The organism is Ensifer adhaerens, from assembly GCF_013283195.1.
Classification (GTDB): Bacteria; Pseudomonadota; Alphaproteobacteria; order Rhizobiales; family Rhizobiaceae; genus Ensifer; species Ensifer adhaerens_G.
Genome location: NZ_JABEKT010000001.1, coordinates 400,631 through 413,061, shown reverse-complemented (window position 1 = coordinate 413,061; position 12,431 = coordinate 400,631). Strand labels below are relative to the sequence as shown.

11 protein-coding genes are annotated in these 12,431 nt (G+C 62.4%); 2 read left to right on the top strand and 9 right to left on the bottom strand.

Annotated elements, in window-relative coordinates:
* Window positions 1-45: 45 nt before the first annotated feature.
* The 6 genes from LPJGGPFB_RS01855 to LPJGGPFB_RS01830 all read right to left on the bottom strand — a co-directional run bounded on the left by LPJGGPFB_RS01855 (window position 46) and on the right by LPJGGPFB_RS01830 (window position 7,577).
* Complete coding sequence (locus LPJGGPFB_RS01855) at window positions 46-1,068, bottom strand: zinc-binding alcohol dehydrogenase family protein (RefSeq protein WP_173418480.1); 1,023 nt, start codon at window positions 1,066-1,068, stop codon at window positions 46-48.
* A 33-nt stretch (window positions 1,069-1,101) separates the two neighbouring features.
* Window positions 1,102-2,079 carry an ABC transporter permease gene (locus LPJGGPFB_RS01850; protein WP_173418479.1) on the bottom strand — a complete coding sequence of 326 codons (978 nt, stop codon included), beginning with the start codon at window positions 2,077-2,079 and terminating at the stop codon, window positions 1,102-1,104.
* Window positions 2,080-2,119: 40 nt separating this feature from the next.
* On the bottom strand, window positions 2,120-3,673 hold the full coding sequence (locus LPJGGPFB_RS01845) for a sugar ABC transporter ATP-binding protein (protein ID WP_173418478.1): 1,554 nt from the start codon (window positions 3,671-3,673) through the stop codon (window positions 2,120-2,122).
* 112 nt (window positions 3,674-3,785) lie between these two features.
* On the bottom strand, window positions 3,786-4,775 hold the full coding sequence (locus LPJGGPFB_RS01840) for an ABC transporter substrate-binding protein (protein WP_173418477.1): 990 nt from the start codon (window positions 4,773-4,775) through the stop codon (window positions 3,786-3,788).
* Window positions 4,776-5,011: 236 nt separating this feature from the next.
* Complete coding sequence (locus LPJGGPFB_RS01835) at window positions 5,012-6,031, bottom strand: aldo/keto reductase (RefSeq protein WP_173418476.1); 1,020 nt, start codon at window positions 6,029-6,031, stop codon at window positions 5,012-5,014.
* 40 nt (window positions 6,032-6,071) lie between these two features.
* On the bottom strand, window positions 6,072-7,577 hold the full coding sequence (locus LPJGGPFB_RS01830) for a UxaA family hydrolase (RefSeq protein ID WP_173418475.1): 1,506 nt from the start codon (window positions 7,575-7,577) through the stop codon (window positions 6,072-6,074).
* A 277-nt stretch (window positions 7,578-7,854) separates the two neighbouring features.
* Here LPJGGPFB_RS01830 and LPJGGPFB_RS01825 point away from each other — a divergent pair, with 277 nt between their 5' ends.
* Both LPJGGPFB_RS01825 and LPJGGPFB_RS01820 read left to right on the top strand, forming a co-directional pair.
* Complete coding sequence (locus tag LPJGGPFB_RS01825) at window positions 7,855-8,733, top strand: GntR family transcriptional regulator (RefSeq protein WP_173418474.1); 879 nt, start codon at window positions 7,855-7,857, stop codon at window positions 8,731-8,733.
* A 20-nt stretch (window positions 8,734-8,753) separates the two neighbouring features.
* Window positions 8,754-9,842, top strand: a complete 1,089-nt coding sequence (locus LPJGGPFB_RS01820; protein WP_173418473.1) for a mannitol dehydrogenase family protein — start codon at window positions 8,754-8,756, stop codon at window positions 9,840-9,842.
* Here the strand turns inward: LPJGGPFB_RS01820 and hpaI are convergent.
* The 3 genes from hpaI to LPJGGPFB_RS01810 all read right to left on the bottom strand — a co-directional run bounded on the left by hpaI (window position 9,836) and on the right by LPJGGPFB_RS01810 (window position 12,174).
* Window positions 9,836-10,642 (bottom strand): 4-hydroxy-2-oxoheptanedioate aldolase, encoded by an 807-nt coding sequence (gene hpaI / locus LPJGGPFB_RS01815; RefSeq protein ID WP_173418472.1) that lies wholly within the window; start codon window positions 10,640-10,642, stop codon window positions 9,836-9,838. The two genes, LPJGGPFB_RS01820 and hpaI, sit on opposite strands and share 7 nt — an antisense overlap.
* A 109-nt stretch (window positions 10,643-10,751) precedes the next feature.
* On the bottom strand, window positions 10,752-11,198 hold the full coding sequence (locus LPJGGPFB_RS33665) for an aldehyde dehydrogenase family protein (RefSeq protein WP_427858185.1): 447 nt from the start codon (window positions 11,196-11,198) through the stop codon (window positions 10,752-10,754).
* The gene (locus LPJGGPFB_RS01810) at window positions 11,101-12,174 is read right to left on the bottom strand and encodes an NAD-dependent succinate-semialdehyde dehydrogenase (protein ID WP_427857471.1); all 1,074 of its coding nucleotides are present in this window, start codon (window positions 12,172-12,174) and stop codon (window positions 11,101-11,103) included. Before LPJGGPFB_RS01810 ends, LPJGGPFB_RS33665 begins: the two co-directional genes overlap by 98 nt.
* Window positions 12,175-12,431: the final 257 nt, after the last annotated feature.

Here is a 12,431-nt window from a genome sequence, read left to right as displayed (position 1 = left end):
GCCAGGCCTCAATCCGATCTTCCGCATTGCAGCAGGACCGGGGCGTCACGCCGCCGCGATCCGGACAATCGCCTTGACCAGGCCGGATTTCTCGTTTGCCCAGCGCGGCAAATCCTCAACCACCGCGTCCATCGTCGTTCGATGGGTAATCAGCGCCTCCACCGGCACCAGCCCTTGCCTGATCGCATTGACCACATGGTCGAAATCCTCGCGTGTGGCGTTGCGGCTGCCGATCAGCGTCATCTCCCGCTTGTGAAATTCCGGATCGGAGAAGCGGATCTCGTCCTTGACGACGCTGACGAACACCAGCGTTCCCCCATGCGCCACATGGCCGAAGGCAGCTTCCATCGAGCCGGCGTGGCCGGTGGCATCGAAGACGACGTCGTATCCGTCGCCATCCGTGGCTTCGGCGATGCGGCGGCCGGCTGCTTCGTCGGCGACGAGGCCGCCGCCGAAACCGAGCCGGTCGGTCGCGAAAGCCAACCTTTCAGTGCTGGTATCCATCAGCGTGACGACGTGGCCGGCGATGCGCGAGAAAATGGCCGTTCCAAGCCCGATCGGCCCGGCACCGATGACCAGGGCGCGCACACCGGCCGGTGCGGCAGCCCGGCGCACGGCGTGGGCGCCGATGGCGAGAAACTCCACCGTCGCGGCCGCTTCCGGCGTGAGGTCGATGGCCGGATAAAGATTGCCTTCGGGCACGAGGATTTCCTCGCAGAAGGCGCCGTCCGTGTGGACACCGAGCACCTTGATCGCCGTGCAGCAGTTCGGCTTTCCACGGCGGCAGGCGACACACAGGCCGCAGGAGAGATAGGGATTGACCACGACAGGCGTGCCTGGCGCGATCACCGTTCCCGGTCCGTTAGCAAGCACGGTGGCGGAGATCTCGTGGCCCATGACGCGCGGATATTCCAGGAACGGGTGCTTGCCGGCGAAGATGTGATAGTCGGTGCCGCAGATACCAACATGGCTGACGGCGACGCTGACCCAACCCGCGGGTGGGGTCGGCACCGGCGCACGGTCAACGATCTCCAGGCGACCGGGTTGCGGGCAGAGGACGGCTTTCATGGCATTTTCCGTATGTTGTTGGGAGCCGGGCGCCTAACGGGCGCCGCGCCGCCTGAGCTGGTCAAAATAGACGATCACGATGATCAGCACGCCGGTGATGATGCGCTGCCAGAACGAATTGACGTTGAGCAGGTTGGCACCGTTGTTGATCGTGGCGAGGATGAAGGCGCCGAGCAGCGGGCCATGCACCGAGCCGACCGCGCCGAAGAGACTGGTGCCGCCGATGACCGAGGAGGCAATCGCCTGCAGTTCCCAGCCTTCGGCCTGGGTGGCGTTGCCGATGCCGATGCGAGAGGCGAGGAGCAGGCCGACGAAGGCGGCGCAGGTCGAAGACAGAATGTAGGCGAGATAGATGGTGCGATGCACGTTGACACCGGAAAGCCGCGCCGCCTCGCTGTTGGAGCCGACGGCAAAGAGGTAGCGGCCGAAGCGGCTCAGGTGCAGGAAGACATAGGCCGGGATCGCCACCACGATCACCATCCAGAACAGGCTTGGCACGCCGAGAAAATCGGCGCGGGAAAAATTGGTGAAGGCCTCGTTGGTAATCGAGATCGTCGAGCCGTTGGTGATCAAGAGCCCGATGCCGCGCAGCGACGTCAGCGTTGCGAGCGTGATGATGAACGGCGGCAGCCCCATGCGAACGATGCCGAAGGCATGGAAAGCGCCGATCAAGACGCCGAAGGCGAGCGTCAGGATGATGGCGATCCAGAGCGGCACGCCGGCGGCAAGCAGCCAGGCGACGATGACGCTGGTGAAGCCGACAACGGCACCGACGGACAGATCGATGCCGGCAGTGATGATAACGAAGGTCTGGCCGACGGCGAGGATCGCCGTCATCGCACCCTGGCGCAAGAGGTTGCTGATGTTGTTCGGCGTCCAGAAACTGTTGGTGGCAAGGCCCAGGAGCAGCCAGAGGAAAAGCAGGAGCCCGAGAAGCGTCAGGCCGAACAGAATGCTCACGCCTTTCCGCGGCGCCGGACCCGTTCCGCTTTCGACCGTTTCAGCACTCATCGTCGTTCTCCCTGCTTGCCCTTGATTTTCATTGTCGCGATCAGACGCCGATCGCCTGCGTCAGCACTTCCTCGTGGCTTGCGGCGCGGTAATCGTGGCTGGCGACCAGCCGCCCACGCCGAAACACGTGCAGGCGATCGGAGAGTTCGTAGACCTCCGGCAGATAGGAGGAGATCAGGATGATCCCTGCGCCGTTCTCCAGAAGTCGGGCGAACAGCCGGTAGATTTCCGCCTTGGTGCCGACATCGACGCCGACCGTCGGTTCGTCGAAGATGAACAGCTTGGCGCCGTGGCTCAGCCACTTGCCGATGACGATCTTCTGCTGATTGCCGCCGGACATCGCCGACGCCAGAACACGGCGTGACGGCGTCTTGATCTTCAGATCGCGGATCTGCCTGTCGGCATTCTCGATTTCTTTCAGACGGTTGATCGTCAGACCGCGAGTCAACCGACTGAAGATCGGCAGATTGATATTGAGGCCGATCGGCAGGTTGAGGCAAAGGCCCTGGTCGCGCCGGCTTTCGGGCGCCAGCGCGATGCCGAGGTCCATCGCCTTGCGTTCATTGGCGATATTGACCTTGCGTCCCTGCCAGTAGACCTCGCCTGCAGTCGCCGCATGGCGACCGTAGAGGCCAAGGGCAAACTCGCTGCGTCCGGCACCGATCAGGCCATAGAGGCCGACGATCTCGCCGGCACGAACGGTGAGCGACACATCCTCGAAGCCGGGGCCGCTCAAGCCCCGGGTTTCAAGGATCGTTTCGCCGGCTTGAAAATGTTCCTTGTGATAGATCTGCTCGATCGTGCGGTTGATCATCAGGGTGATCAACTCGGCGTCGTTGGTCTCGCCGATCTTTCGCGTGCCGACATGGGTGCCGTCGCGCAGCACCGACACACGATCGGCGAGTTCGAACACCTCCTCCATGCGGTGGCTGATATAGACGATCGTCACCCCCTCGCCCTGTAGCCGGCGAATGAGCCGGAAGAGCTGGGCGGATTCCTGGCGGGTCAGATAGGCGGTCGGCTCGTCGAAGATCAAAAACTGGGTGCCGCGCATGGCGGCGCGGGCGGTCGCGACCAGCTGTTGCTGGCCGATCGTCAGGCTGCCGAGCGTTGCGGCTGCCGGCAGGTTGAAGCCAAGATCATCAAGCACGCTCTGGGCCGCCTCGGTCATGGCACGCTTGCGCATCAGGCCGGCGCTGTTGATCTCGTCGCCGAGGAACATGTTGGCGGCCACGCTCAAGTGCGGGCAAAGCACGACCTCCTGATGCACGGCGTTGATGCCGCGCGCGATCGCCTCCTGCGGGTTGTCGAGCTGAACCGGCTTGCCACACCAGTAGATTTCGCCCGAGGTGCGGCGGATCACGCCGGTCAGAAGCTTGATCAGTGTCGACTTGCCGGCGCCATTTTCGCCGACGATTGCATGAACTTCTCCGGACAGGAATGTGATTGAGGCGGGTTTCAATGCTTCGACAGCGCCGTACTTCTTCTGCAGCGCTCGCATTTCCAGGATCGGTTCGCCCTTCGGCACCGGGTGGCGGGCAGCCGTCCTCAGACCGTCGCTCTTGATATCGCTGACCTCGTCGAGACCTGGCATCTCAGCACTCCTCCCCATCGTGCGGACTGCCAGCGGCCGGTCCTCGTATCCGACCGCTGGCACCCGTATTCTCGGCGGCAGGCGACGCTCGCGCGCTTGCCGCCGATTGCCGTCAATTGACCTTCGGGTTGAGCAGAGCGTCGATCTTCGGCTCAGCCATGTTCGCCTTGGTCACCAGATTGGCGCCGGTATCGACATTGGCCTCGACCTTCTCCTTCTTCGAGACCGCAAGCGCCGTCTTCACGCCATCATAGCCCATGCGATAGGGATCCTGGACGACGAGGCCAGCCAAAACGCCTTCCTTCAGGAAGCCGACGGTCTTCTCGTCGCTGTCGAAGCCGATAACCTTGATCTTGTCGCCGAGCTTGTTTTCGGCGATCGCCTGACCAACGCCCTGCGCCATGATCAGGTTGGAGGCAAAGACGCCGACAAGGTTCGGGTTGGCGGTGATCAGGTCGGTCATCATGTTGAGGCCTGTGGTTGCCTGACCATCGGCATATTTGTCGGCGACGACCTTGAAGCCCGGATATTTCGTCTTGATCTGGTCGAGGAAGCCTTCGCGGCGCTGGTCGAGCGAACCGACGCCCGGCAGGCTGGTGATAATGGCGATATCGCCCTCTTCCTTGCCCGACATTTCCTTGATCGCTGCAGCCAGACCATCAGCAGCGATCCTGCCACCCTGAACGTTGTCGGTCGTCAGGAACGAGGAGAAGGCCTTGGAATCGGCGCCGGAGTCGATGCCGATGATCGGAACCGCTTTAGCGGCCTCGTCGATCGGTTTGCCCAGAGCCTTGAATTCCGTCGGCGAGATCACGACGGCAGCCGGGGAACCGGCAACGGCGTTTTCGAGAATGCTGATCTGACCGTTGATATCGGATTCGGACTGTGCGCCGAGTTCGGGAACGTTGACGCCGAGATCCTTGCCGGCTGCACGCGCACCAGCCAGCACGATCTGCCAGTAGAACGACGTGGTGTCCTTGACGATGATCGGAATGGTGACATCCTGCGCGAAGGACGCGGCCGGCGCCATGGTGGCGATCATCGCGGCTCCGGCGAGAGCGGTGAAGGCACGACGGGAAAGAATGTGCTTGGTTATGCTCATTGGGTTTCTCCTCTCAGTGCACCTCGTTCCATCTTATGGAGATCGATCTGCCAGGTGCTTGCAGATCGATCTTTTATCGATAAAAAACATATCGAAACGCTAATACAACACTGTCCGCTTTGCAAGCAGTCGTTGCTGCGATTTGCGTGACTGTGCTGCCTCCTCCGGCGTTGCGTTTCGATATGCGGCGTCCGGGAACCCTATCCGCGAAGATCGCTGATCCGGCTCCCGAAGCGTCAGGCCCGGACAGCCTCCAATCCAAGCTCCGGCGCCACAAGCGTGTAGGGCTCAAAGGCCGAAAAATCGTCCGTAGACAGTCTGTGCCTCAGCGCATCCATGTTGCGCCGCAAGCTCTCCGGTTTCGCTGTCCCGAGCAGGACCGAGGCAACCACCGGATTGTCGAGCGGGAACTGCATGGCGGCAGCGGCAAGCGGTACACCCCGCTCCCGGGCGATCCGCTCCATCGCGCCGACCTTCTCAAGGACCTCGCTGTTGGCCGGCATATAGTCGAAATGCGCGCCATCGACGGGACCGGTCGCAAGGATGCCTGAGTTGAACACGCCGCCGACGATAAGCGACGTCTTCTTCTTTTCGCAGAGCGGCAGAAGCTCGACGACGGCGGACCGGTCGAGCAGCGTGTAGCGGCCCGCAAGCAGGATGCAGTCGATATCGGCGTGCCGCATCACGTCGAGGCAAACCGGGACCTCGTTGACCCCCAGACCGTAGGCGGCGATGACGCCGCCCGCCTTCAGTTCCTCCAGCGCCTTCAGGCCCGAATCCAGCAATTGCTTCAGGTAGACGGCGTTGCGGGCGGCGCCATGGGTGTAGACGCCGATATCGTGCACATAGAGGATATCGATGCGATTGAGACCGAGGCGCGCATAGCTGAATTCGACCGAACGCATGATGGCATCGTAGCTGTAGTCGTACGCTACGTCGAAGTTCAGCGGCTTGACGTAGGAATAGTCGGGCACATCACCTTCCGGCACCGGATGCAACAGCCGGCCAACTTTGGTGGATAGCACAAACTCGTCACGCGGCTTGTCGCGCAGGAAATCGCCGACCCGCCGTTCGGCAAGACCGAGCCCGTAGTACGGCGCAACGTCGAAGTAGCGCAAGCCGGCGGACCAGGCGGCATCCAGCGTTGCCATTGCCGCGTCTCGCGTGCACTCCCTGTAGAGCCCGCCAAGGCCGGCGGCGCCAAAACTGTATTCGGTCACCGACAGGTCGGTGCGACCGATCTTTCTCGTCTGCATTCCCTTGTCTCCTCCCCCAAGGATGCGCGAAATCACATCGTCAGAGTGTCGCCCCGAGATGCCAGGGCACGAATTCGTTGTCGCCGTAACCGAAGAGTTCGCTCTTGGTCTTCTTTCCTGAAGCGGTATCGATGATCAGATCAAAGATCTCGCGGCCGAGACCGGCGATCGTCGCCTCCCCGGAGGCGATCACGCCACAATCGATGTCCATGTCTTCTTCCATCGCCTGAAACAGCGCGGTGTTGCTGGTCAGCTTGATCGACGGTGCCGGCCTGCAGCCGAAACAGCTGCCGCGGCCAGTGGTAAAGGCAATCACATTGGCGCCGCCGGCAACCTGGCCGGTCGCCGATACCGGGTCGTAGCCGGGTGTATCCATGAAGACGAGGCCGTGTTCGGTGACGCGCTCGGCATAGCCGTAGACCGCATTGAGCGGCGAACGGCCGCCCTTGGCCACAGCCCCCAGCGACTTCTCCAAAATGGTCGTCAGACCACCGCGCTTGTTGCCCGGCGAAGGATTGTTGTCGAGCGAGGCGCCGTGCAGCGCCACATAGTTTTCCCACCAGGCGATCAGACCATCGAGCTTGGCGGCAACCGCGTCGTTGGCGGCCCGGCTGCGCAGCAGATGTTCGGCACCGTAGATTTCCGAGGTCTCGGACAGGATCGCGGTGCCGCCGGCGGCCGCCAGGATATCCACCGCCGCCCCCAGAGCCGGGTTGGCGGTGATGCCGGACAGGCCGTCAGAGCCGCCGCATTGCAGACCGACGATGATCTCGCTCACCGGAATGGCAACACGACGCTGCCGGCCGACTTCCTCGGCAATTTCGTCGAGCATGCCGAGCGCCCGCTCGACCGAACGCCGCGAGCCGCCAGCCTCCTGGATATTGAAATGGCGCTTTTCATGCCCTGCCCCGCTTTGCCCGTAGAGCGTCAACTGATTGACCTCGCAGCCAAGCCCGACCATCAGCACGCCACCGAAATTCACATGCCTTGCGTAGCCCGCCAACGTCCTGTGCAGGTTCATCATGCCGTCGCCGGTCGAAGACATGCCGCAGCCCTGGTCATGGACGATGGGGACGAAGCCGTCGATGCCTTCGTATTTCGGCAAGATGCGCCTGTTGGCCTCCTCGGCGATCGCCCGACAGACCGTGGTGGAACAGTTCACGCTGGCAATGATGCCGATATAGTTGCGCGTCGCCGCCCGTCCGTCGCCGCGTCGATAGCCCATGAAAGTGCGCGCCCTGTCGGCAGCGCTCGCCTCTTCCGGCGCGCCTTGCGGGCTGATCGCCAGCCGATCCTGATCGAAGGAGAGGTTGTGGGAATGCACATGCTCGCCGGCTTTTATGTCGCTGGTCGCGCGCCCGATCGCCTGGGCATATTTGACCACGGGATCGCCCGCATGGATTGGCCGGATCGCAACCTTGTGGCCCGGATCGATCTTCGTCGCCGTGCGGACGCCGCCCGGCAGAGCTTCGCCGGGCGCGATCGTAAGCGTTGCCACGACCACATTGTCCTCGGGCGCCAGAAGGATTGAAGACGGCACTGACACCCTGATGTTCTCCGTGAAAATTGCTGCGATTTCGAGAAAGGCCTATTTGTCTTTTATCCACAATAGACAGATTGCCGTCAATGGGTATTATGCGGCGAGACAAGTGCAGCGGTACGACGTGCGCCCGCGAGCACAGCGACCACAGGGGAGAAACGTCATGATTTTCGTGCGAGAGACGAAGACAAGTGCGCTGCGGCAGGCTAGATCGGCGGCCGACGAAGGCTGATCGCATCAGCGCTCCGTCGCCCGCGAAACCTCAACCGCCCGGACCCTGGCAATGGCAAAGCAGAACACCGTCTTCAAGGATGCCTATAACCGCTGCCTGAAAGTGCTGGCGGAAACATCCTCCCTGCCTTCCGAACCGGAGCTGGGACAGGTGCTCGGCGTCAGCCGGACGACGGTGCGGGCCATTCTCGGCCGCTTCGAGGAGGCGAAGCTGATCACCTGGGACAAGCGCAAGAAGATCGTGCTGCGCCAACCGCGGCCGGACGATTACTTCCCGACGGAAGAAACGGATTCACTCGCGGAAATCATCGAGCGCAGCTTCATGCGCCGGATTCTGGCCGGTGGCGCCGAGCCGGGCATGCAGATCAACGAGCTGGAACTGGCGCGCGAGATCGGCACCGGCACCACCAGCGTGCGGGAATTCCTGATCCGCTTCAGCCGGTTCGGGCTGATCGAGAAGCGGCCGAACAGCCACTGGATCCTCAAGGGCTTTACCCGCGAATTTGCGCTGGAACTGACCGAGGTCCGCGAGATGTTCGAGCTTCGCTCGGCTGCAAGCTTCGTGGCGCTGCCGGACAGCCATTCGGCCTGGCAGGAGTTGAGCAGGATCGAAGCGCTGCACCACGAGATCCTCGCGGACATCGACAACCGCTACAAGGAATTCTCCGAGCTCGACGAGCGCTTCCATCTGCTCGTGCACAAATCGTCGAGCAATCGTTTCATCGTCGATTTCTACGACATCATCTCGATCGTGTTCCACTACCACTACCAATGGAACAAGACCAACGCGCGGCAGCGAAACGCGCGGGCGCTGGAAGAACATCTTGCCTATATCGAAGCGCTGCGGTCGCACGATGCCAAACGCGCCGAGGAAGCCTGCAGGCGTCATCTGCGCTCGGCGCGCGAGACGCTGCTGCAATCCATTCCATAGCCAGCTACCGGAACGCCATGATGAAGACACCGTTTGTGCAGTTTGGGACGAGCCGTTTTCTCCAGGCCCATGCCGATCTCTTCATCAGCGAAGCGCTCCATCGGCAGGCGGCACCCGGACACATCACGGTCGTCCAGACCACAGGTTCAGCCGAGCGAGCAGGACGTCTTGCGGCATTGACGCAGCCTGGCGGATATCCTGTAGTGATCCGTGGGCTTGTCGACGGCGAACCGGTCGACAAGGTCGAGCGGGTCACGAGCGTCACCCGCGCGCTGTCGACCGACGGCAACTGGGATGCAGTTTGTGATGTCGTGGCGGCAGAGGCCGAGTTTCTGATCTCCAACACCGGCGATACTGGATACGACACATCAGGCGACGACCTGTCGGCGCCCGTGCCGAGGTCTTTTCCCGGTAAACTGCTGCTGCTTCTGAAAGCGCGTTTCGACGCCGGCGGCCAGCCGCTCACTGTCCTTCCCTGCGAACTGGTGTCGCGCAACGGCGACGTGCTGAAAGCGATCGTGCTGGAGCTCGCGCTTGAGCGGCTTGACGACACTCGTCTCTCGGACTGGCTGGCGAACGAGGTCATCTGGGCCAATACGCTTGTCGACCGCATCGTCTCCGAACCGATCGAGCCGGCCGGCGCCGTGGCCGAGCCTTACGCCTTATGGGCGATCGAGAAACAGCCCGGGCTGAAGGCGCCTTGCGCGCACGCATGCGTGCTGTTGGTCGACGACCTGACACCCTATGAAAAGCTCAAGCTGCATATCCTCAACCTCGGCCACACGGTGCTTGCGGATATATGGATCAGGGGGCGGCGCGATCCCGGCGAAACGGTCCGGCAGATCCTTGGCCATGCCGATATCGCCAGGCGGCTCGAAGATATCTACGACCGGGAAGTGGTTCCTGCCTTTGCCGCCAAGGGCCTTGGGCAACAGGCCAGCGCCTATGTCGAAACCACGCTCGACCGCTTCCGAAACCCGTTCCTCGATCATCGGCTCACCGATATCGCTAACCATCACTCTGAAAAGATCGTGAGGAGGATTGCCGGACTCCGCCAATGGAGCCCGGGCGTTTCCATGCCGATGCTAACCACGATCTGCGATCAGTAGCCGGATTCCATCTTGTTGGCCTTCGGGCTTTCTTCGCCGGTAAACTCCTGTCGCAGCGCCTGGGTCGCCCGAACCAGCGAGGTCACGTCGGTCCCGATCGCCATGAAATCGGCGCCGAGATCGCGGTAATCGCGGGCCTGTGCGAGATCGAGCGTCATGATACCCCGTGCCTTTCCAGCCTTTTCGATGCGCGCAAAGGCATCGATGATCGCCGCGCGCACTTCCGGGTGCCCCGGGCTGCCGAGATAGCCCATGTCGGCGGCCAGATCCGATGGGCCGATGAACAGGCCATCAACGCCTTCAAGGGCGGCAATCTCGTCGATCGCCGCAAGACCCGCGCGGCTCTCGATCTGCAGCAGAAGGCAGATCTGGTCGTTTGCGGTATGGAGATAGTCGGTTATCCGGCCGAACTCGGACGCACGCGCCAGTGCCGCGCCGACACCGCGAATGCCATGCGGCGGATAACGCGTCGCGCGAACCAGATCTTTCGCCTGCTCGACGCTTTCGACCATCGGAATGAGCAGCGTCTGCACGCCGACATCGAGGATCTGCTTGATCATCGCGGTATCGCCCACCGGAAGACGGACGATCGGGTGGCTGGCGGATGCAACAACGGCCCGGAACTGCGCCGAGAGCAGCGGCAGATCGTTGGGCGCGTGCTCGCCGTCGATCAACAGCCAGTCGTAGCCGCTGCCGGAGATGACCTCAGCCGCATAGGGGCTTGCCAGCGCGACCCAGAGCCCGAGCTGAAAGCGCTGTTCGCGAAGGGCTGCCTTGAAGGGGTTGCTCGGTGCCGGCATCGCGTCATCTCCTCTTTTCACGACTGCAACTTCTCTAGCGGCAAACAAAAAAACCGGCCAGAACTTTCCAGCCGGTTTCGCGATCTGATTGTTTCACGCTGCAAATGCGTCAGGCGATACCGCCGAGGCAGACATATTTGATCTCGGTGAATTCCTCGATGCCGTATCTGGAGCCCTCGCGGCCGAGGCCGGAGAGCTTGACGCCGCCGAACGGTGCTTCCGCGGTCGAAATCAACCCGGTGTTGACCCCGACCATGCCGTATTCCAGCGCCTCGGCCACGCGGAACACCCGCGCCAGATCCTTCGCATAGAAATAGGAGGCCAGGCCGAATTCCGTGTCGTTGGCCTTTTCAATTACGTCGGCCTCGTCGGTGAAGCGGAACAGCGGCGCCACGGGGCCGAAAGTCTCTTCGCGAGCGACCGCCATCGCCTGGGTAACGTCGGCCAGCACCGTCGCCTCATAGAAGGTACCACCGAGGGCATGGCGCTTGCCGCCCTGGATCACCCGCGCGCCCTTGGCGGTGGCATCGGCAACGTGTTCCTCGACCTTCTCCAGTGCCGCCTGGTCGATCAGCGGGCCGAGGATCACGCTGTTCCTCGACCTTCTCCAGTGCCGCCTGGTCGATCAGCGGGCCGAGGATCACGCCCTGGTCGAGACCATTGCCGATCGACAGCTTGGCAACGGCCGCCGCCAGCTTGTCGGAGAAGGCGTCATAGACCTTGTCCTGCACATAAATGCGGTTGGCGCAGACGCAGGTCTGGCCGTTGTTGCGGAACTTGGCGATCAGGGCGCCTTCCACGGCCGCATCGAGATCGGCATCATCGAAGACGATGAACGGTGCATTGCCGCCGAGCTCCAGCCCGAGCTTCTTGATCGTGCCGGCGCTCTGGCGATAGAGCTCGGCGCCGACTTCCGTCGAGCCGGTAAAGGTCAGCTTGCGCACCACCGGGTTGGCGGTCATCTCCGCGCCGATCTCGCGAGCCGAGCCGGTGACGACGCTGAAGAGACCCTTCGGCAGGCCGGCACGTTCGGCGAGAATGGCGATCGCGATGGCCGAGAACGGCGTCTGTGCCGCTGGCTTCAGCACCATGGCGCAGCCGGCTGCAAAGGCAGGACCCGCCTTGCGGGTGATCATCGCATTGGGGAAGTTCCAGGGCGTGATCGCGGCGACGACGCCGATCGGCTGCTTCATCACCATGATGCGCTTGTCCGGCTGGTGGCCGGGGATCAGGTCGCCATAGATGCGGCGCCCTTCTTCGGCGAACCACTCGACAAAGCTTGCGCCATAGACGATTTCGCCGGTCGCCTCGGCGAGCGGCTTGCCCTGTTCGAGCGTGAGGATGCGGCCGAGATCGTCCTTGTTCTCGATCATCAGCTCAAACCAGCGGCGAAGCACGCCGGCGCGGTCCTTGGCAGTGCGAGCAGCCCAGCCCTTCTGCGCCAGACGCGCCGCTTCGATCGCCGCCTTCGTCTCCTTGCCGCCAAGCTTCGGCACGCGTCCGATGAGTTCGCCCGTCGCCGGGTTGGTCACTTCGATCGCATTGGCGGCATCCGCTTCAATCCATTCGCCTCGCCGGGTTGGTCACTTCGATCGCATTGGCGGCATCCGCTTCAATCCATTCGCCGCCAATCAGGGCAGCCTGGCGAAACAGTGACGGGTCCTTAAAAGTCATCGCACGTCCTCTCTCCGAAAAATCTACAGAACTTATACAACTTTTTTATCAAACTCGACAATCACCCGAAACACCGTTTCTGCAGATTCCGTTATCGAGCGGATCGCGCCGGAAA

Coding starts and splice junctions, on each gene's coding strand:
- hpaI (WP_173418472.1), bottom strand. CDS start 10,642: ATGCCGGCACCGAGCAACCCCTTCAAGGCAGCCCTTCGCGAACAGCGC.
- LPJGGPFB_RS01850 (WP_173418479.1), bottom strand. CDS start 2,079: ATGAGTGCTGAAACGGTCGAAAGCGGAACGGGTCCGGCGCCGCGGAAA.
- LPJGGPFB_RS01820 (WP_173418473.1), top strand. CDS start 8,754: ATGAAGACACCGTTTGTGCAGTTTGGGACGAGCCGTTTTCTCCAGGCC.
- LPJGGPFB_RS01855 (WP_173418480.1), bottom strand. CDS start 1,068: ATGAAAGCCGTCCTCTGCCCGCAACCCGGTCGCCTGGAGATCGTTGAC.
- LPJGGPFB_RS01825 (WP_173418474.1), top strand. CDS start 7,855: ATGGCAAAGCAGAACACCGTCTTCAAGGATGCCTATAACCGCTGCCTG.
- LPJGGPFB_RS01835 (WP_173418476.1), bottom strand. CDS start 6,031: ATGCAGACGAGAAAGATCGGTCGCACCGACCTGTCGGTGACCGAATAC.
- LPJGGPFB_RS01845 (WP_173418478.1), bottom strand. CDS start 3,673: ATGCCAGGTCTCGACGAGGTCAGCGATATCAAGAGCGACGGTCTGAGG.
- LPJGGPFB_RS01840 (WP_173418477.1), bottom strand. CDS start 4,775: ATGAGCATAACCAAGCACATTCTTTCCCGTCGTGCCTTCACCGCTCTC.